Origin of the sequence: Mycobacterium sp. BK086 (assembly GCA_004362315.1) — a bacterium.
Classification (GTDB): Bacteria; Actinomycetota; Actinomycetes; order Mycobacteriales; family Mycobacteriaceae; genus Mycobacterium.
This window is the reverse complement of the sequence record SNWL01000004.1, coordinates 775,051-793,928: the sequence shown is the minus strand read 5'-3', so window position 1 is coordinate 793,928 and position 18,878 is coordinate 775,051. Positions and strand designations below refer to the sequence as shown.

18 protein-coding genes are annotated in these 18,878 nt (G+C 67.1%); 4 read left to right on the top strand and 14 right to left on the bottom strand.

What is annotated here, in order from left to right; all coding sequences use genetic code 11:
- Positions 1–314 precede the first annotated feature (314 nt).
- Genes EV580_RS14570 through EV580_RS14555 form a run of 4 tightly spaced genes read right to left on the bottom strand, consistent with a single transcriptional unit; the run spans position 315 to position 3,511 of the window.
- Positions 315–1,157 carry an LLM class F420-dependent oxidoreductase gene (locus EV580_RS14570; RefSeq protein ID WP_133691870.1) on the bottom strand — a complete coding sequence of 281 codons (843 nt, stop codon included), beginning with the start codon at positions 1,155–1,157 and terminating at the stop codon, positions 315–317.
- A 36-nt stretch (positions 1,158–1,193) separates the two neighbouring features.
- Positions 1,194–1,469 carry a hypothetical protein gene (locus tag EV580_RS14565; protein WP_133691869.1) on the bottom strand — a complete coding sequence of 92 codons (276 nt, stop codon included), beginning with the start codon at positions 1,467–1,469 and terminating at the stop codon, positions 1,194–1,196.
- Between the two features lie 24 nt (positions 1,470–1,493).
- Complete coding sequence (locus EV580_RS14560; RefSeq protein ID WP_133691868.1) at positions 1,494–3,137, bottom strand: SulP family inorganic anion transporter; 1,644 nt, start codon at positions 3,135–3,137, stop codon at positions 1,494–1,496.
- Positions 3,134–3,511 carry an ArsR/SmtB family transcription factor gene (locus EV580_RS14555; protein ID WP_133691867.1) on the bottom strand — a complete coding sequence of 126 codons (378 nt, stop codon included), beginning with the start codon at positions 3,509–3,511 and terminating at the stop codon, positions 3,134–3,136. Before EV580_RS14555 ends, EV580_RS14560 begins: the two co-directional genes overlap by 4 nt.
- A 109-nt stretch (positions 3,512–3,620) precedes the next feature.
- Here EV580_RS14555 and EV580_RS14550 point away from each other — a divergent pair, with 109 nt between their 5' ends.
- Positions 3,621–4,622 (top strand): PHP domain-containing protein, encoded by a 1,002-nt coding sequence (locus tag EV580_RS14550; protein WP_133691866.1) that lies wholly within the window; start codon positions 3,621–3,623, stop codon positions 4,620–4,622.
- Here the strand turns inward: EV580_RS14550 and EV580_RS14545 are convergent.
- The gene (locus EV580_RS14545) at positions 4,619–7,510 is read right to left on the bottom strand and encodes an MMPL/RND family transporter (protein WP_133691865.1); all 2,892 of its coding nucleotides are present in this window, start codon (positions 7,508–7,510) and stop codon (positions 4,619–4,621) included. The two genes, EV580_RS14550 and EV580_RS14545, sit on opposite strands and share 4 nt — an antisense overlap.
- Positions 7,507–7,932 (bottom strand): MmpS family transport accessory protein, encoded by a 426-nt coding sequence (locus tag EV580_RS14540; RefSeq protein WP_133691864.1) that lies wholly within the window; start codon positions 7,930–7,932, stop codon positions 7,507–7,509. The genes EV580_RS14545 and EV580_RS14540 overlap by 4 nt, the downstream gene beginning before the upstream one ends.
- A 114-nt stretch (positions 7,933–8,046) precedes the next feature.
- Here EV580_RS14540 and EV580_RS14535 point away from each other — a divergent pair, with 114 nt between their 5' ends.
- Positions 8,047–8,700, top strand: coding sequence for a TetR/AcrR family transcriptional regulator (locus EV580_RS14535; RefSeq protein ID WP_166654705.1), 654 nt, complete (start codon positions 8,047–8,049; stop codon positions 8,698–8,700).
- Here EV580_RS14535 and dinB read toward each other — a convergent pair.
- From dinB to EV580_RS14520, 3 genes are read right to left on the bottom strand one after another with little or no spacing between them, the layout of a single operon-like run.
- Positions 8,697–9,899: a DNA polymerase IV gene (gene dinB, locus EV580_RS14530; RefSeq protein ID WP_133691862.1), complete on the bottom strand. Its 1,203-nt coding sequence runs from the start codon at positions 9,897–9,899 to the stop codon at positions 8,697–8,699. The two genes, EV580_RS14535 and dinB, sit on opposite strands and share 4 nt — an antisense overlap.
- 23 nt (positions 9,900–9,922) lie before the next feature.
- On the bottom strand, positions 9,923–12,457 hold the full coding sequence (gene ponA2 / locus EV580_RS14525) for a transglycosylase/D,D-transpeptidase PonA2 (protein ID WP_166654704.1): 2,535 nt from the start codon (positions 12,455–12,457) through the stop codon (positions 9,923–9,925).
- A gap of 55 nt (positions 12,458–12,512) precedes the next feature.
- Positions 12,513–13,169: a TetR/AcrR family transcriptional regulator gene (locus EV580_RS14520; protein WP_286171561.1), complete on the bottom strand. Its 657-nt coding sequence runs from the start codon at positions 13,167–13,169 to the stop codon at positions 12,513–12,515.
- A 77-nt stretch (positions 13,170–13,246) separates the two neighbouring features.
- Here EV580_RS14520 and EV580_RS14515 point away from each other — a divergent pair, with 77 nt between their 5' ends.
- Positions 13,247–14,716, top strand: coding sequence for a flavin-containing monooxygenase (locus tag EV580_RS14515; RefSeq protein ID WP_133691860.1), 1,470 nt, complete (start codon positions 13,247–13,249; stop codon positions 14,714–14,716).
- Here the strand turns inward: EV580_RS14515 and rraA are convergent.
- The 5 genes from rraA to EV580_RS14490 form a co-directional block, all read right to left on the bottom strand.
- A complete protein-coding gene (gene rraA / locus EV580_RS14510) occupies positions 14,713–15,195 on the bottom strand; it encodes a ribonuclease E activity regulator RraA (protein WP_133691859.1) in 483 nt (160 codons plus the stop codon). The genes EV580_RS14515 and rraA overlap by 4 nt on opposite strands.
- Positions 15,196–15,197: 2 nt before the next feature.
- Positions 15,198–15,638, bottom strand: a complete 441-nt coding sequence (locus tag EV580_RS14505; RefSeq protein WP_133691858.1) for a hypothetical protein — start codon at positions 15,636–15,638, stop codon at positions 15,198–15,200.
- A gap of 84 nt (positions 15,639–15,722) precedes the next feature.
- Positions 15,723–16,184: a copper resistance CopC family protein gene (locus tag EV580_RS14500; protein ID WP_133692243.1), complete on the bottom strand. Its 462-nt coding sequence runs from the start codon at positions 16,182–16,184 to the stop codon at positions 15,723–15,725.
- Positions 16,185–16,228: 44 nt separating this feature from the next.
- Positions 16,229–16,954, bottom strand: coding sequence for a YcnI family copper-binding membrane protein (locus tag EV580_RS14495; protein ID WP_133691857.1), 726 nt, complete (start codon positions 16,952–16,954; stop codon positions 16,229–16,231).
- Complete coding sequence (locus tag EV580_RS14490; protein ID WP_133691856.1) at positions 16,954–17,610, bottom strand: DUF6474 family protein; 657 nt, start codon at positions 17,608–17,610, stop codon at positions 16,954–16,956. The genes EV580_RS14495 and EV580_RS14490 overlap by 1 nt, the downstream gene beginning before the upstream one ends.
- Before the next feature lie 252 nt (positions 17,611–17,862).
- Here EV580_RS14490 and EV580_RS14485 point away from each other — a divergent pair, with 252 nt between their 5' ends.
- Positions 17,863–18,840: a hypothetical protein gene (locus EV580_RS14485; protein ID WP_133691855.1), complete on the top strand. Its 978-nt coding sequence runs from the start codon at positions 17,863–17,865 to the stop codon at positions 18,838–18,840.
- The last annotated feature ends 38 nt before the right edge of the window (positions 18,841–18,878 follow it).

The following is an 18,878-nucleotide window of genomic DNA, read 5'->3' as shown; positions in this document are numbered from 1 at the left end:
ACCGGCGCGCCTATTGCAGTTTGCGGTGTGATCTGTGTCTAATTGCTGGAGCGGGTACTGCGGTAAAGTAGCGACCCGTTAAGACCGAGATTCGACCACAGGAGTGATCCTTGTGTACCTCAACCCGATATCTCGCTCGCGGGTCGGGCGTATAGCCTGGTCTTTCTTCCGCCACCCTGTGAAGAGCCGCGAGTTTCCGGCCAAGCACGAACGCCTGGTCACCTCCGCCGAACTCCTGCAGTACGGGTTCTAGCAACCGATTCCCGGCGCCCACGGCGCCGGTTCACCTTTGCCCGTCGTTACCAAGCTGTTATCTACAGCCCCGAATCGCGAATGGCTTCCGCGAGCGGTTCCAGCACCGCCGGAGTGTGCGGCGGCGGCAGGTAAACGATCGCCAGATCCAGTCCTTCGGCCGCCAGCGCCGCGGCTTCGTCAATCGCCTTCGCGTAGTCGTGGTCCTCGCTGAGCCGGACGTGGGCCGACAGCATGATCTCGGCCGGGTCGCGCCCGATGTCGGCGCAATGGGAGGCCAGGACGTCGCGCTTGTGGGCGAACTCCTGGGGCGTACCGCCGGCGAAGTTCCAGTGCTGGGCGTACTTGGCGACGATGCGCAGCGTGCGCTTCTCCCCGCTGCCGCCGATGCAGATCGGCGGGTGCGGGCGCTGCGGACCCTTGGGCTCGTTGCGGGCATCTTTCAGCTGGTAGAACGTGCCGTCGAAGTTCGTCGTCTCCTGGCTGAGCAGGCTGATGAGGACCTGGGTGCCCTCTTCGAAGCGGTCGAGGCGCTCCTTGATGCTGCCCAGTTCGATGCCGTACGCGCCGGACTCTTCTTCGTTCCAGCCCGCGCCGATCCCCAGTTCCAGTCGGCCGCCGGAGATGATGTCGACCGCTGCCGCCATATTGGCCAGCACCGCGGGATGCCGGTAATGGATCCCGGTGACCAGGTTGCCCAGCCGCAGCCGGGTGGTTGCCTGGGCCAGCGCGGTCAGCGTGGTCCAACCCTCCAGACACGGCCCTGTCGAGTCGGAGAAGATCGGATAGAAGTGGTCGAACGTCCAGCCGGAGTGGAAGACGTCGATCTCGTCGGCGGCCTGCCAGACCGCGAGCATGTCAGCCCAGGTGGTGTTTTGCGGTGAGGTTTTGAAGGCGAATTGCACTGGACCGAGCGTAGTCCGGTCCGCTGTGAGCTTCCTCTAGCCTGCGTTGACCTTCGGCGGCCCGTAGTAGATGACCTCGCTGGTGCGGTCGGGTTGCTTGCGCAATGTAGTGGCCACAGCGTGCACGATCAGCCACTGGATCAGCCCGAGAACGAGGAGGGGCCATACCGCGCCTGCCAGCAAGGCGGGGCCGACGGTGATGTGCGGCGTCGACCGCTCGGTGTCGCGTGACCAGGCGGCGAATGCCACGGCCGCACCGGCAACCAGCGCCGCGATGCAGAGGTACATGATCACCCACTGGAAAGACGACATGGGATCTCTGATACCCGACCCCGGCTAGGGATAAACAGGACGGGACACGTGTGAGCGCGCGTGCGCGACCGCTTCCTCGAGCGAATCGAGCAGGTGGTTTTCATGGCGCAACGCATCGACGATGCCGATATTGGCGAGCAGGGTCATGTGTTCGGGCTGGACGCCCTTGATGATGACGGTGACGCCCTGGGATTCCAGATCTTCGGCGATCTGGACGAGCGTGTGCGCACCCGTCGCGTCGAGCATGCCGAGCTGCGACATGCGAATGATGACGACTGATACGTCGGGGTGTGTGGTGATTGCGTTGGAGAGCCGCTCGGCCGCTCCGAAGAACATGGCCCCGTCCAGTCGCAGTAGCGCGATTCGCTCGTCACCAGGCTGGTGCGGTCCGGGTAAGGGCTCACGGACGACGCTGCTGCGCCGTGCCACGGAGCGCAGCGCGAAGAACGCCGCGACGATGATCCCGATCTCCACCGCCTCGATCAGGTCGAAACACACGGTCACCACTGCGGTGAGTACGAAGGCGAGCGCGTCCGAGCGGGTCGAGCGCACGATCTTGCGGACCGTGGCGGGTGCGATCATGCGAAACGATGTCACCATCAGCACTCCGGCCAACGCGGACAACGGAATTGTCGCGACCGGGCCGGAAGCCAGGTACACGACGGCGAGCAGCAGCAGCGAGTGGACGATGGCCGATATCCGGGTGCGCGCTCCCGACCGGACGTTGACCGCAGTGCGGGCGATCGCGCCGGTGGCCGGCATGCCGCCGAAGAGTCCGGACGCCATGGACGCGAGGCCTTGGCCGACCAGTTCGCGGTCGGGGTCGTAGGGACCCGTCGGCGACATTGTGGCCGCTACTCGCGCCGACAGCAGGGATTCGATCGCGGCCAGTGCGGCGATGGCCAGCGCGGCTCCGATGAGCGTGCGCAATGCGCCGGGGTCGGCGTGCGGTAGGACTGGTGCCGGTAAGTGCGAGGGCAGCTGCCCGATTGTGGCTATCGGGAGGTGGGTCGCGACCGCGATGAGTGTGGCCGCGACGACCGCGGTCAGCGACTCGGGAATCCCGCGGTGCAGTCGGGGCAAACTGACCATGAGCAGTGCGACGAAGCCGACGACCGCTAGCGTCCGCCAGGCTGTGGTCCAGTCGGCGTGGGCGATGACCGCACCCGCTGCCGTGAGGGTGCGCTGCCCGGCGGGAGCGGCGACACCGAATGCGGCGGGCACTTGCTGCAGGAAAATGATGGCCGCGATCCCGAGCGTGAAGCCCTCGATCACCGGCCAGGGAATGAACGTCACCGCGCGGCCCAAACCGGTGACGCCGGCACCCAAGACGATCAGCCCGGCCAACACCGTGACCAATGCGATGCTGCCGATGCCGTGCTGCGCCACGATCGGTGCCAGGACCACCGCCATTGCGCCGGTCGGTCCGGACACCTGGACATGCGAACCGCCGAACACCGCGGCGACCAGGCCCGCGACAACGGCGGTGATCAATCCCGCGGCCGCGCCGACCCCCGAGCTGATCCCGAAGGCCAGCGCCAGCGGCAGAGCCACCACGCCTACCGTCACGCCGGCCAGGACGTCGCGGCGCCACGACCGGGGGAGGTCCTTGTAGTCGCTGAGGCGGGGCAACAGTCGGGACAGTTGACCGGCGGCCGAGGCGATCATCGCGGATTGCCCACCGGCGGCAGCGCGTCGAACGCCTCCAACTGTTCGCGCCGGGCTTTGAGGGTGTCGGCCAGAAAGCTGCGCGCGGTCACGAGCAGTTCGCGGATCGAGGGGTGGGCGAGTCGGTAGAAGACGGCATTGCCGACGCGCTCCGCCGTCACGACATTGTGGCGTTTGAGGACGGACAGGTGCTGGGACAGCAGCGTCGGCTCGATATCGGTGGCGGCCAAGATCTCGCTCACCGCGGTGGGTTCGTCGCCAGCGGACAGGATCTCGAGGACTCGGATTCGTGCGGGGTGAGCGAGGGCCTTGAACAGGTTCGCTTTGATCTCGTACAGCGGCCGATCGTCGCCGCCGGGGAAGTTGGTGGGCACCGCGATCCTCAGATTGAGCAATTGATGGATTGATGAAAATCGCAATCAATCTAGCTCGGATGGGCGTGCTCGGCCAAATCGCGCTGGCACGGCGGGGCACACTGGAGCCATGGATCCGGTGGTCGCACTACGCGAGATCGCGTACTACAAGGACCGTGCGCGCGAGGATTCGCGGCGGGTGATGGCCTACCGCAAGGCCGCCGATGTCGTCGAGGCGCTGGACGACGACGCCCGCGAACGCCACGGCCGTGCCAACAGCTGGCAGTCCCTGCCCGGTGTCGGGCCCAAGACGGCCAAGGTCATCGCTCAGGCGTGGGCGGGGCAAGAACCCGACACGCTGGTCGAATTACGCGGTGCTGCAGCCGATCTCGGTGGGGGTGAGGTTCGTGCGGCGTTGCGCGGTGACCTACACCTGCATTCGAACTGGTCGGACGGATCAGCTCCGATCCGCGAGATGCTGACCACCGCCGCCGCGCTGGGCCATGAGTACTGTGCGCTGACCGACCACTCGCCGCGGCTGACCATCGCGAACGGACTGTCCGCTGACCGGCTGCGCCAGCAGCTCGACGTGATCGACGAACTGCGCGAGGAGTTGGCGCCGTTTCGGATTCTCACCGGCATCGAGGTCGACATCCTCGACGACGGCACCCTGGACCAGGAGCCTGAGCTGCTGGAACGCCTCGACATCGTGGTCGCCAGCGTGCACTCCAAACTGGCGATGGACTCCCCCGCGATGACCCGGCGGATGGTGCGCGCCGTGTCCGACGCGCGGGTCACCGTCCTCGGCCATTGCACCGGCCGACTGGTCACCGGGAACCGCGGCATCCGGGCGGAGTCGACGTTCGACGCCGAGAAGGTGTTCACCGCATGCCGGGACAACAACACCGCCGTCGAGATCAACTCGCGCCCCGAGCGTCGTGACCCGCCGACCCGGTTACTCAAGCTGGCGCTGGAGATCGGGTGCGACTTCTCGATCGACACCGACGCCCACGCGCCCGGGCAGCTGGACTTCCTCGGCTACGGGGCGCAGCGGGCTCTCGACAACGGTGTTCCGATCGAGCGGATCATCACCACCTGGCCTGCCGAGAAGCTGCTGAGCTACGCCGGCTAGCTGCCTACCGGTGTCAGGACGCGGTCCCGGCTGGGCCAGGGCTGCGGTGCCGGTCGCGGGCGGACCAGTTGCGGCCACCAGAACCAGCGGCCGAGAAGTGCTGCCAGCGAAGGGGTTAGCAGCGATCGCACGACCAGCGTGTCGAACAGCAGGCCCAGGCCGATCGTCGTACCCACCTGGCCGATGACGATCATGTCGCTGACCGCCATCGAGATCATGGTGAATGCGAAGACCAGCCCGGCCGATGTGACCACCGATCCCGTGCCCGCCATCGACCGGATGATGCCGGTCTTGATTCCGGCGTGGAACTCCTCCTTCATCCGGGACACCAGCAGCAGGTTGTAGTCCGCGCCGACCGCGAGCAGCACTATGACCGACATCGGCAGCACCATCCAGTGCAGCGGGATCCCGATCACGTGTTGCCACAACAGAACCGAAAGGCCGAAGGCACTACCAAGACTCAGCACCACCGTGCCGACGATGACCGCCGCGGCCGCGACCGCGCGGGTCAGTACCACCATGATCAGGAAGATCAGGATCAACGATGCGACCGCCGCGATGAGCAGGTCGTAATCGGCGCCCAGCTGCATGTCCTTGTTCATCGACGCACTACCGCCGACGTAGACCGTCGACCCCTCCAACGGCGTCCCCTTGATGGCGTCGACGGCCGCGGTGCGCAGCGGTTCAATGTGCGAGGTGCCCGTCTCGCTGAGCGGGTCGCCCTGGTGATTCACCGTGAACCGCACCGCATGACCGTCTGGCGACATGAACAGCTTCATCCCGCGCTGGAAGTCGGCCGTTCCGAACGCTTCCGGCGGCAGATAGAACGTGTCGTCGTTGTGGGCGGCGTCGAACGCCTTGCCCATCGCGGTCGCGTTTTCCTGCTGGGCCATGTTCTGATCCTGCTGAGCCTTCTGCGCCTGATACTGGTTCAGCATCATCTGCTTCTGGTTCTTCATCGTCTGAATCTGCGCCGGCAGCACCGCGGCCATCTGGGGCGTCAGGTCGGCCATTCGCTCGATATCGGGCACCAGGTCCTGAAAGTCGTCCGACATCTTCCCGATACCGTCGAGGCTGTCGAAAACCGACCGCAGCGCCCAGCACATCGGAATGTCGAAACAGTGCGGTTCCCAATAGAAGTAGTTGCGTAGCGGGCGGAACTGGTCGTCGAAGTCGGCGAGGTGATCCCGAACGTCGGCGATGTCGGCAGACGTGCCCTTCATCTTGTCTGCCATCCGGCGCGTGACATCGGCGAGTTCCAGTGTGATGCTGTACATCTGGCTCATCGAGTCGATGGAGACCTGCATGTCGTTGGCCTGTTTGAGCGTGTTGTCCAGGATCGTCTGCTGATAGTCGTTGTTCAGCAGTTGACCGGTGCCGCTCTGGCTGATCGTGTATGCGAGGGAGGCGTGTTCGATCGGCTTGCCGTCGGGCCGGGTGATCGTGGTGACCTGTGCGATACCGTTCACCCGTGACATCGCCTTGGCGATCTTGTCAATCACCAAGAAGTCAGCGGGATTTCGCAGATCGTGGTCGGCCTCGATCATCACCAGCTCGGGGTTCATCTTGGCCTCGGAGAAGTGCCGATCCGCGGCTGCCTGGCCGACGTTGGCCGGAATATCGTCGGGCAGGTAGATGCGGTCGTTGTACGTGGTGTGGTACCCGGGCAGCGCGAGCAGCCCGACCAGGCACAGTACGACGGCGAAAACCAGTACCGCGCCCGGCCAGCGGACGGTCGCAGCGCCGACTCGGCGCCAGCCGCGAGCTCTCTTGTTGCCCTTGGGTTCTAGGACGCGCCCGAAGCGGGTGACGATCGAGATGACCGCGGGTCCCAGCGTCAGCGCGGCAGCGACCACGACGGTCATGCCGACCGCCAGCGGAATGCCCATGGTCTGGAAGTACGGCAACCGGGTGAAGTGCAGGCACAGCGTCGCACCGGCGATGGTCATGCCGGAGGCCAGCACCACGTGCGCTGTGCCGTGGTACATGTCGTAGTAGGCCGACTCGCGATCCTGGCCCTTACGGCGCGCCTCTTGATATCGGCCGATCAGGAATATCGCATAGTCGGTGGCTGCCGCAATAGCCAGTGTCACAACCATATTGCTGGCGAACGTGGTCAACCCGATCACGTCGTGGTAGCCGAGAAAAGCGACGGCCCCTGTCGACGAGAGCAGGCCGACCACCACCATGCCGAGCGTGATCACCGTCGTGATGAGGGAGCGGTAGATGAGCAACAACATGATCGTGATGACGCCGAACGTCAGCGCTTCGATCGTCTCCATGCTCGCGTCGCCCACGGCGCTCTGATCGGTCGTCGTCGCCGACGGGCCCGCCACGTAGGCCTTGACACCGGGTGGTGCCGGAGTGGTCGCGACGATGTGCCTGACGGCCTCCACCGATTCGTTGGCGAGCGTTTCGCCTTGGTCGCCGCTGATGTAGACCTGAACGTAAGAGGCTTTACCGTCGATACTTTGGGCGCCGGCGGCCGTCAGCGTGTCACCCCAGAAGTCCTGGACGTGCTGTACGTGCGTCGTGTCGGCGCGCAGGTCGCGAACAATCTTGTCGTAGAACGTGTGTGCGTCGGGGCCCAAGGGCTTGTCACCCTCGAGCACGATCATCACCGAACTGCTGGTTTTGTACTCCTGAAATACCTCGCCGACGCGTTTGATGGCGATGAGGGACGGCGCGTCGGAGGGGCTCATCGACACCGCGCGCAGCTTGCCCACCTCGGCAAGCGACGGCGCCGTCATGGTGAGGATTGCGATCAAAGCGACCCAAGCCAGCACGATCGGGATGGCGAAGATCCGGATAAAACGCGGCAGCGCAGGGCGTTTGACGGGTGGGACCGGCGGGATCGTGTCGGTCGGAACGTCGGTGACGGTACTCATGCCGCCTTCACCAGGCAGTAGGTCGCGGCGTTCACTCCGTGGGCCGTCCTCTCGTCTTTGACCTCGTCGTCGACGAGGACGCGACAGCCGATCGATTGACCGTCGCCTTGTACCAACAGATTTGGCATGACGGACGGCACCGTCGTCTCGAGTCGCAGCGACCAGGGCAGTGGCACCGTGCCGGTCCGTTGCGGCAACCCGTTGAGATCGGTGTAGTTGATCACTGCGCTGTCGGACGACCCGAACACCTCGTAAACCACGACCTTCGGGTTGAACTTGTCCGCGGTGTCCGAGCCCACCGGCGTGACGACCGCCCCGTCCGAGCCGAACACCGACCTCAGATGGGAAACGCTCATCACACCGACGGCGACGGCCACCACCATCAGCGTGGGCAGCCAGATGCGTTTAAGTACCGCAATCACATTCAGGCCTTTCCACGTTGGCGGGGGTGACCTAGCTAGGCAATCTAAGGGTATAAGTGGATAGAGTCAATCCGGTTCTTGGTTTTCGTAAGGAGGGTCACTAAACTCGGCCATGTGGTTGACAAACCGTGCCGCGGGCTGCGCAAAGACGCCGAGCGCAACCGGCAGCGGATCATCGAAGCCGCGCGGGAGCTGTTCGCCGTGCGCGGCTTGGAGGCGACGCTCAATGACGTCGCCCACCACGCCAATGTCGGAGTCGGCACGGTATACCGACGGTTCGCCACCAAAGAGGAACTGCTCGACGCGATCTTCGAAGACGGCATCGACCAGGTCGTCTGCCTCGCGGAATCAGCTTTGCGGCAAGAGAATTCGTGGGATGGATTCGTCTGGTTCGTCGAACAGCTCTGCGAACTGACCGCCAGGGACCGCGGCCTGCGAGAGATGGTCTACAGCTCCGCCTATGGCGGGTACGGCGTCGAATGTGCGCGGTTGCGCCTCACGCCCCCGATTTCGAAACTCGTCGAGCGCGCCCGCGATGACGGCTATCTGCGCCCGGACGCCGAGCCCACGGACATGCCGATCCTGGGCATGCTCGCGGGCACGGTCAGCGAGTGGGCCGGTCACGTCGACCCGGAACTCTGGCGGCGATACGTCGCGCTGCTGCTCGACGGCATGCGCCACCACGAAGGACGGCAGCCGTTGCCGGTCAGGGCGCTGTGCGACGACCGGATGGACGCGGCGATGCGCGGCTGGCACCCCGCCGGCTAGTCCGGCAGGTGCGGCATCTCCAGACCGGGATCCCGGCCGACCAGTACCCCACGGGTGAGCATCGCGTTGCCGTAGCGACGACGCACCTGATCGACTGCGGCATCGAGGTCCACCGTGTCGGGCCGTCCGCCGTCGAGTGGCAGCTCCAACTGCTGGGCGCCGCCGGTGTCGATATTGGACACCGCGAACCCGATCAGCGTGATGCCCCGCTCGACGATCAACGGTTGGGCCGCGGCGACCAGTCCCCGTGCGGCGGCCAGGATCGGTTCGGTCGACCCGGTGGCCCTGGCCATGGTGTGGGAGCGGGTGACGCGGGTGAAGTCCTCAAAACGTAAGCGCAGCACCACTGTTCGCCCGGTTCGTTGCGCCGTGCGCATTCGGCGGGTGATCCGGTCGACGAGGCCGATCACCACGGCATCGAGTTCCTCGGGCGTCCTGCGCTGACGGCCCAACGCCCGCTGGGCGCCCACCGAGCGGCGGCGGTGCGCGGTGGTGACCCGGCGCCGGTCGATATTGCGCGACAGGCAATACAGCTGGCGACCCATCGCCGGACCGACCATCGAGCCCAGCATCGATTCGCTGAGCTCGGCGACCTGGGCGACCGTGTGGATACCGTGCAACCCCAGCTTGTCCGCGGTCTTGGGGCCCACGCCCCACAGCCGCCGCACCGGCAGCGGATGCAGAAATGCCAGCTCGGCGTCCGGCGGCACCAGCAGCAGACCGTCCGGCTTGGCCTCCTGGCTGGCCACTTTGGCCAGGAATTTGGTGCGGGCAATGCCCACGGTGATCGGTAGCCCCACCCGCTCGCGCACCTGCTGGCGCAGGCGAGCTCCGATCGCGACCGGATCGCCCGACAGCCGCCGCAGTCCGGACACGTCGAGGAAAGCCTCGTCCACCGACACCGGCTCGACCAGCGGAGTGGTGTCGCGGAAGACCTCGAACACGTCGTCACTGGCGCGGCTGTAGGCCGACATCCGGGGCGGCACGACGACCGCCGCGGGGCACAACCGGCGCGCCTGGTGACCACCCATGGCGGTGCGCACGCCGTAGGCCTTGGCCTCGTAGCTGGCGGCCAGCACGACACCGCCACCCACGATCACCGGGCGACCGCGCAGCGTGGGGTCATCGCGCTGCTCGACCGACGCGTAGAACGAGTCGAGATCAGCGTGCAGGATGGTCGCCCCGCCGGACACGAACATATGTTCGCATGCCGGACCGACAGCTACGCCGGTGGCGGAGGTGCGTCCGGCGGCGGTGGTGGCGGCGGCTCAGGAGCCGGCGGCGGCGGGGGCGGCGGTGGTTCTGGCGCCGGTGGCGGCGGCGGTGGTGGCGGTGCCGGCGGTGGCCACATCGGCAGGGTGATCGGCGGCAGGCCGGGGATGTTGATGACGTTGACGTCGGGCGGGGGTGCGTCCGGCGGCGGGGGAGGAGGCGGGGGAACGGCATCCGGCGGCGGTGCGGGCGGGATTCCGTTGCTGGTGTTGATCGTGATGATCGAGCCCGGAATGGTCTTGCCCGTCGGGGTGGTACCGACGACCGCCCCCCGCGACGAGAAGCTGTTGATCGGGGTGGGCAGATCCGCCACCTGGAAACCGGCGTCCTTCAACCGTTTTCGCGCCGCATCGAAGCTCAGGCCGGTGATGCTGGGCACCGAGCTGCCGGGGCCGCCTTCGACGTAACGCTTGTCGGTGGGCGGCAGCGAGATCGGGCCGAAGTCGGTCGCGACCGGCTTCATCGCCAGGAACCAGGTCCGGGCCGGCTCGTTGCCGCCGTAGAGATTGCCGTACCCGCACTTGCGCAGCGGGTAGGAGCACAGGCCGCCCGGGTTGGTGGAGTCGTCGAAAATGTAGTTCGCGGCGGCATATTGATTCGTGAAGCCGAGGAACCCCGAAGAGCGGTGCGATTCGGTGGTGCCGGTCTTGCCCGACATCGGCAGGCTCCAGCCGGCCGAGCCCGCAGAACCCGCGGCAGTGCCACCGGTGGAGTCCTTGGACAGCGCATTGGCCAACGTGTTGGCCAGACCTTCGGGAACCACCTGCTCGCAGGCCTGCGTCTCGACGGCGACCTCGCGCCCGTTGCGGTCGAAGATCTTGTCGACCGGACTGGGCGGGCACCACATGCCGCCGGAGGCCAATGTTGCTGCGACATTGGACAATTCGAGGGCATTCAGTTCGAACGGGCCCAGCGTGAACGAGCCGAGGTTCTGGCGTTTGACGAAATCGGCCAGGCTCTCGTTGCTGTCCGGGTCATACGCCCGCGCAGTGCCCGGCTCCGCATAGGACCGAAGGCCCAACTTGACCGCCATGTCGACGGCACGCTGCACGCCGACCTGTCCGATCAACCGGGCGAACGCGGTGTTGGGCGACTGCGCCAGCGCATCCGTCACGCTCATCGGGCTGCGGTAGTTGCCGGCGTTCTTCACACACCAGGTCTCCTTGGGGCATCCCGGGCTGGAACTGGAACCCAGACCCTTGCCCTGGAACTGCGCCGGGACCTCGAGCTGGGCGTTGATGCCCATGCCCATATCCATGGCGGCAGCCGTGGTGAAGATCTTGAAGATCGAGCCTGCGCCGTCACCGGCCAGCGAGAACGGCTGGGGCTGCACGGTCTGTCCGGCATCGAGCTGCAGACCGTAGTTGCGGTTGTCGCCCATCGCGATGACCTTGTGGCTGGTCTTGCCGGGCTGGACGACACTCATCACGCTGGCGACGCCGTCGAGCGTCGGGCTGGCGACGGTGTCGATCGCCTTCTTGACGCTGTTCTGGACCTTCGGGTCCAACGTGGTCCGGATCAGGTAGCCGTTGCGCGCCACGTCGTCCTTGGACAGTCCAGCGCGAGCCAGATACTGCAGCACGTAATCGCAGAAGAACCCGCGATCGCCGGCCGCGATACAGCCCTGCGGAAGGCTGTTCGGCTGCGGCAGGATGCCCAGCGGCTCCTGGCGGGCGGCACGCAGCGCCTCGGCCTTGTCCGGAAGGTTCTCGATCATCGTGTCGAGCACCACGTTTCGCCGAGCCAGCGCTGCCTCGGGGTTCGTGTACGGATTCAGGGCGCTGGTCGACTGTACGATCCCGGCCAGCAGGGCGGCCTGCTGCCAGTTGAGCTCGGTGGCATTGATGCCGAAGTAGGTCTTGGCGGCGTCCTGAACCCCGTAGGCGCCGTTGCCGAAGTAGACCAGGTTGAGGTAGCGGGTGAGGATCTCCGGCTTCGAGATGGCCTTGTCGAGGGCCAGCGCCATCCGGATCTCGCGCAGCTTGCGCGCCGGCGTCGTCTCGATCGCCGCCCGCCGCTCGGCGTCGGTCTGTGCGTTGACCAACAGGTTGTAGTTCTTGATGTACTGCTGCTCGATCGTCGACCCGCCGCGGGTGTCGAGGTCACCCCTGAGATAGCCGACGAGGCCGGTCAGGGTGCCCTGAACGTCGACGCCGTTGTGGTCGGCGAAGCGTTTGTCCTCGATCGACACGATCGCCAACTTCATGGTGTCGGCGATCCGGTCGCTGGGCACCGGCCATCGGCGTTGGGCGTAGATCCAGGCGATCGGATTGCCCGCGGCGTCGACCATGGTGGAGACCGTGGGCACCTCGCCCGTCATCAGGTCCTCGGAATCCTGCGCGGCCACGTCCGAGGCGTGGTTGACGACGATGCCCGCACCGCCGGCGAGCGGAAAGAGCATGGCCGCCACCAGGACACCGGCCAGCACGCAGTACAAGGCGAGCTTGGCAACGGTGGCGCTCGTCGTTGGGCGTGGCTCCGGCACCCCGCCAGACTAGGGCCACCCGGTCAGGACGCGAATCCAATATGCGAAGCCGGAATCAAACCGAGGCCGCAGAGTCCCTGGCCCCGCCGTAGATGCTGGCAATCCAGATATGGGCGACGGCCTCGAGGGCGGCCGCTTCCGGGAGGGCCGGCTTCTGGCTGCCCTGTGCGGCGACCACCACACGCTCGTTCATCAGGTTCAGTGCGGTCGCGAGATCGTGAGCCGGGATCGTGTCGGGTGCCGCGCCGCGTTCGCGTTCGCGGGTGATCAACACGGCCGTGTAGTCGATCCAGCCGGTCATGAAGGCTGTCCACATTTCGCGCAGCTCCGAGTTGGTGGCCATGGCGGACAGCCCGGCCAGTACCACCGCGCGGTGCGGGCGCAGCGAATCGAAGAAGGCGTAAATGCCGTCACGCCAGGCTTGCTGGGGCTGGTCGGGGATGGCGTCGGTTTGTTGCTGTTGCTGCGCGCCGGAGGCGGTGATCGCCGTGGCGAACAGGCGCACCAGGACCGCATCCTTGGACGCGAAATAGAAGTAGAAGGTCGGGCGGGACAGGCCCGCACCCTTGGCGAGGTCGTCCACCGAGATCTCGGCGAACGGCCGTCGCTCGAGCATGTCCTCCAGGGTGCGCAGGATGGCCGCCTCGCGATCGTCCCCGGAGGGACGGGTGGCGCGACGGCCGCGAACGCGGGTCGGCGTGGCAGCTGGCACGGGCAATACTTTACAGGGTGTCGAATTTCTCAACACAGCGTTGACCTATTCAACACACTGTTGATAGCGTGGCCGGCATGACTGAACACGTCGATGTCGTGATCGTGGGGGCCGGGATCTCCGGAATCAGCGCTGCCTGGCACCTGCAGGACCGCTGCCCGTCGAAGAACTTCGTGATCCTGGAGCGCCGGGAGAATCTCGGCGGCACCTGGGACCTGTTCAAGTACCCGGGCATCCGCTCGGATTCCGACATGTTCACCCTGGGCTTCCGGTTCAAGCCCTGGACATCGCAGAAGGCGATCGCCGACGGGCCGTCGATCATGTCCTATCTCGAGGAGACGGTCCGCGAGTACGGCATCGACAAGCACATCCGCTACGGGCAGCGCGTGGTCGCCGCCGAATGGTCCAGCGCCGACAACCAGTGGACGGTGCGCGTCGAGTCCGGCGGCGAACAGCGAGACATCACCTGCTCGTTCCTGTTCGCCTGCAGCGGTTACTACAACTACGACCAGGGCTATTCGCCGGAGTTCCCCGGCGCCGAGGATTTCACCGGCGCTATCGTTCACCCCCAGCACTGGCCGGAGGATCTGGACTACACCGGCAAGCGGGTCGTGGTCATCGGCAGTGGCGCAACGGCTGTCACTCTCATTCCCGCCCTTGCCAATTCGGGTGCCGAGCACGTCACGATGCTGCAGCGGTCGCCGACCTACATCGGGTCGCTGCCCGACGTCGACCCGTTCGCGGTGCGGATGAACAAGCTGCTGCCCGCGAAACCCGCCTATATCGCCAACCGCTGGAAGAGCATCCTGTTCCAGTCCGCGCAGTACCGACTGGCCCGGCGATTCCCGAATTTCATGCGCAAACAGCTGATGACGATGGCGCAACGACGGCTGCCCGAGGGCTACGACGTGAACAAGCACTTCGGTCCGAGCTATCGCGTCTGGGACGAACGACTGTGCTTGGCGCCCAACGGAGATCTGTTCCGCACCATCCGCAAGGGCCAGGCCGAGGTGGTCACCGACACCATCGAGCGCTTCACCCCGACAGGGATCAAGCTGACGTCAGGCCGCGAACTGCCTGCCGACATCATCGTCACGGCAACGGGTTTGAACCTTCAGCTGTTCGGTGGCGCCGAGATCCGCAAGGACGGTGAGCCGCTCGACCTCACCACCACGATGGCCTACAAGGGCATGATGCTTTCCGGTGTACCGAACATGGCCTTCACCATCGGATACACCAATGCGTCGTGGACGTTGAAGGCCGACCTGGTCTCCGAATTCGTCTGCCGCGTCCTCAATTACATGGACGCTCGTGGGTACGACCGCGTCGCGCCCACTCAGCCGGCCGCCGATATCGAGGAACGTCCACTCATGGACTTCACCCCCGGGTACGTCCTGCGCGCGCTGGATCACCTGCCGAAGGCGGGCTCCCGGGCGCCGTGGCGGCTCAAGCAGAACTACCTGCTCGATCTGGGGCTGATCCGGCACGGCAAGGTCGACGACGAAGCGCTGAGCTTCGCCAAACACCGTGTCCCGGTGACGGTTTAGCCCGCTGAGGTGACGACGATCCCGTCGTCGTCGCTGTAGGCGACGTCGCCGGGGACGAAGTCGACGCCGCCGAAGCTGACGGTGACGTCGCGCTCGCCGGCACCAGTCTTGGTGCTCTTGCGGGGATTGGTCCCCAGCGCCTTGATGCCGATGCTGATGGTGCGCAAGGTCGACGCGTCCCGCACGGCGCCGTGCACGATGATCCCCGACCAGCCGTTGGAGCGGCCGAGCTCGGCGATCAGGTCACCGACCAATGCGGTGTGTACCGACGCGTCGCCGTCGATCACCAGAACGCGGCCCGCGCCCGGCTCGGACAGCACCGATTTCAGCAGCGCGTTGTCCTGGAAGCAGCGGACCGTGCTGATCGGCCCGGCGAATTCGGTGCGAGCGCCGAACTGACGGAACTGGACATCGCAGCTGCGGACGTCGGGGCCGATGTCGTCGACCAGGTCGGCGGTGGCCCGGAAGGTGACGGCCATGCTCACTCGTCGTGCCGGTGCCGCAGACGGCGCACCAGCAGCGCGATCAACACGGTGACCGCGAAGGCCACCGCGAACGGCAGCGGGGAGCGTGTGGGCTGCGGGGCGGGGACCGGGGCCGGTGGTGACACCGGGTTGGCGGCCTGCTCGACGGCCGACTTGGCCGTTGCCGCCGCGGCGCGGGCGCCCTCGGCAACCGGCGGGGAGCCATTGCTCTCCGCGAGTGCGGCAGGCGGTGGCGGTGCTTTCTTGGCCGGCGCCTTTCGGGGCGGGGCCTTCTTGGCGGGCGCTGGCGCCTTCTTGGCAGGCGCCTTCTTCACGGCCTTCTTGACCGGCGCCTTCTTGGCCGGCTGCTTTTTGGCAGCCGCCTTCTCAGGGGGTGGTGGCCCCGGCGGCGGCGTGGCGTCCTGACCCTCGTCGGGCCGGTCCTGCGCTTCTGCCATCTGGCTGCTCCTTTGCAATATCTAGTCGCGAACGCCAGCAGTGGCACCCATCATGCCAGGTGGGGATCTACCGTCCGGCCCAGCTCACGAGCGCCGTAGTCGAGACCACATGACGGCGCAGACGATCACCGCGACGGCGCCGACGACGAACGGCCAGACCGGCAGCCCCCGCTCGGGCGGATGTTCCGGCGCCGACGCCGACGGGCCTGGTGTCCCGGTTCCTGCCGCGGTCAACGTAAAAGACCAGGAGCCGGACACCACATGGCCGTCGGCCGAGGTGACCCGGTAGTTCACGGTGTAGAGCCCGGCAGGACCGAGTGGCCGCACCCCGACGCTGACCACCGCGCCCTGGACCTGCGGGGTGCCGTCGGACCAGAGATTCCCGTCGGGCCCGACCACGGTCATCGCGGCGAAGTCGGGGTGCAGCTGCTCGTTGAACGTGGCACTGACCCGCGCCGGCGCAGTGGTCACCGACGAATCGGGTGTCGGGTCGGCGGCGACCCGCACCGCGTGCGCCCAGGCCACTGCTGTCCCGGCCATCGCCATACCGGCGACCAGCAGGAGGGTGGCCAGGACGCGCCGGATGACGATCAAGTCCGTCGGCGGGCCACCGCCACACCGACGCCGATCGCGGCCACCAACAGAGCACCGCCGGCCAGGGCGCGGGCGGTGTTGTCGGGGCCGGCCTTGGGCTCGGCGTGCTCACCTGGTGTCGGGGCGGCACTGACCGCAGGAGCCGTGGTGGGCGCCGGCGCCGCGGGCGCTGGGGCCCCGGGCGCCGCGTGGCGTTCCTTGGCCGCGGGCGGGCCGGAGGTCAGCGCCAATACCGGCGCGGGAAACTCGGGCTCCTCGCCATTGGGCAGCGGCGGCTGGTCCCAGCGCACGACGGTGCCGTCGGCGTAGGTCTGTACTACCGGGAACGTCGCGGAATCGGTGTCCGGCAACGTGATCGAGATCGGGAACAGCTCGAACTGCCCGGCTCCGATACCGGCGTCGGGCGTCGCGGTGAACGTGACCGATCGGTACGTGCCGGTGGGCGCGTCCTGGTCCAGGGCGGCGGTCCAGCCCGCCATCACGTCGGTGCTCGCCGACGCGACGTTGGGCAGGGAGATCACGACTTTAGTTGTGGGAGAGCCCTTTTGGGACTCATTGGCGACCTGGAAGGTGACCAGCGTGGTGGTGCCGCGCACCGGGTGGTCGGAGTCGACGTGAACGTGGGCGCCGGCGGTCGCCGCAGTTAACCAGGAGCCGAGGATGAGGGAGGTGCCCAGCGCCGCTCCCTTGAGCGCACGCGTCGCCGGTCGATGTCGGGTCATCACACCACGCCGAGGCGCGCCATCAGGTCGGCGTCGATTCCGTCGAGCTGTCCGGCGATCGTGGCGTGGGCATCGCGTCGGCGCGGTCCTGGCATGTTCTCCGCGGCAGTGACGGCCGCCGACAGCGCGTTCAGCCGCTCGGTCATCGCGGCGACGAATTGTTTGGTCTCGGCATCTTTGGGCTTCTTCTCGGCGACCACCCGCAGTGAATTCTCTGCTCCCGCGATGCGCGCCGACAGCTGCCCGCCCACTCCGGAGAACTGCCCGAGCTGACTCAGCGGCACGCCGAGGCGATCGGCGCGGCGCTCGTCGATCATGCCTCGCGCGGCGATGGCGGCGCGGTAGGCGATGGGGACCACGACCGGGGCCAGCAGCCGGGACACCGTCAGCGCGCGCCGGATCCGGGTGGGGGACAGAAGTTTGCCCTCGCGGGCGGCTTTGAGTTGCGCGTCGGCAACCTTGAGCGCGGTGCGGTCGGCGTCGCGCGCGACCTTCAGCTGGGCCCTGATCGCCTTGTTCTCGGAGCGCTCGGCGGCCTTGATACGGCGGCGCTCGTTGCGGGCCGAATGCTTGGCGTCAGCCTTGGCGCGGGTCTTGATCGCCCGAGCCTCTGCGCGACGCGTCGCACGGCTTTTGCGCTTGGTGAACAGGCCCATTCCTGATGCCTCCCGAGTAAGTCGTCGGCGATCGGCGAGGCACGCTCGCGACCGGGTCAGCTAACCCTATCGCCCGGCCCAAGGGGTCCTATCACGACCTGCGGATATGCCACAATGATCTGCGAACCGTCCGATGCGGCGCCCTTCGGTGCCGCTAACTCGAGGAACGTCGTGAACCGCTCGCCGATGAAGGCCACAGCGATTAGCTGGGTAATCGCGTGCGGTTTGCTCTGTGGCGGTACCGGCATGTTCATGGCGGCGCCGGCCGCCGCCGAGCCCGGCACGGTTGATAACAGCCACGGCGGTCGGGGCGACCACGGCGGCTCCAACAGCAACGATCCGCGGCCCGGCGGCCACCGCCCCGGCGGACCCCGAAAGCCGCGCGGCACCGACGTCAGACCGGGCACGACCCGGCCGGACACCGGCATCTTCGGGGGACCACGCCGACACGCTGGGCTGCCGGGCGGCCACTGGCATCCGGGGATGCCGGGTCATCATCACGGGTTGCCGGGCGACCACGGTTGGCCGCACCACGGCTGGCCCGGTCACAGTTGGCCCGGCGATGACTGGCCGAATCCGGGGTGGCCGTTCCCGCACTTCCCGCCGATCGTGCTGCCGCCACTGCCGCCCCTTCCGCCGTTGCACTGGCCGCGGGCTGCGACCGGTGACGGTGTCGGGGTGGAGGGCGTCGCCCGGCCGCCGAGCCTGAGTATCGGCCGGCCTCCCGAGGCGGTCGGTGGCGGCGGTAACGGCGGTGGAATCGACTACCGGCCGCAGACAATTCCGCCGCCGGGCGAGCCGGGACAGCCTGGCGAGCCCCCGGTCGCCAGTGCCGAGAGCGGGACGGTCGGACCGTCGAGCCTGGAGCCGCCCCCCATCACGATGCCGCCGTTGATCGGATTGCCCGCCCCGGCGTTCCCGGCGCCGATGCGCCCGATCGGCCCGGGTGCCGAACCGGGCCCGCGCACCGGCCCCGGCCGGGAATCACCGATCGCTCGCGAACGACCGCCCGCCACGTCTGCAGGAGCGGGTACAGAAATGCCGCCGTCGACTAGGGTTGGCTATCCCAGGTACCTCCAAGAGGCCAAGATGGGCGAGGTTGCGGCGCTGGCCCTGCCGGGTTTCGCCGGAATCCTCGGCCTCACCGCGCTCGGAGGCGTCGTCGGGTATCGCCAAGCACGAGCCGGCCACGTCGTGCGGACTGCGGGGACCTCCCGGTTCATGCAGTGACGCGGACCGCGCGTCGACGCCAAGTCGCCGACGGGGAA

Bases quoted from the DNA above. Each gene is read 5' to 3' on its own strand.
- EV580_RS14565 (WP_133691869.1), bottom strand. From the start codon at position 1,469: ATGTCGTCTTTCCAGTGGGTGATCATGTACCTCTGCATCGCGGCGCTG.
- EV580_RS14505 (WP_133691858.1), bottom strand. From the start codon at position 15,638: ATGGCAGAAGCGCAGGACCGGCCCGACGAGGGTCAGGACGCCACGCCG.
- EV580_RS14550 (WP_133691866.1), top strand. From the start codon at position 3,621: ATGGATCCGGTGGTCGCACTACGCGAGATCGCGTACTACAAGGACCGT.
- dinB (WP_133691862.1), bottom strand. From the start codon at position 9,899: ATGTTCGTGTCCGGCGGGGCGACCATCCTGCACGCTGATCTCGACTCG.
- EV580_RS14560 (WP_133691868.1), bottom strand. From the start codon at position 3,137: ATGATCGCCTCGGCCGCCGGTCAACTGTCCCGACTGTTGCCCCGCCTC.
- rraA (WP_133691859.1), bottom strand. From the start codon at position 15,195: ATGGCCGTCACCTTCCGGGCCACCGCCGACCTGGTCGACGACATCGGC.
- EV580_RS14500 (WP_133692243.1), bottom strand. From the start codon at position 16,184: ATGGCGATGGCCGGGACAGCAGTGGCCTGGGCGCACGCGGTGCGGGTC.
- EV580_RS14515 (WP_133691860.1), top strand. From the start codon at position 13,247: ATGACTGAACACGTCGATGTCGTGATCGTGGGGGCCGGGATCTCCGGA.
- EV580_RS14490 (WP_133691856.1), bottom strand. From the start codon at position 17,610: ATGGGCCTGTTCACCAAGCGCAAAAGCCGTGCGACGCGTCGCGCAGAG.
- EV580_RS14495 (WP_133691857.1), bottom strand. From the start codon at position 16,954: ATGACCCGACATCGACCGGCGACGCGTGCGCTCAAGGGAGCGGCGCTG.
- EV580_RS14485 (WP_133691855.1), top strand. From the start codon at position 17,863: ATGGCGGCGCCGGCCGCCGCCGAGCCCGGCACGGTTGATAACAGCCAC.
- EV580_RS14545 (WP_133691865.1), bottom strand. From the start codon at position 7,510: ATGAGTACCGTCACCGACGTTCCGACCGACACGATCCCGCCGGTCCCA.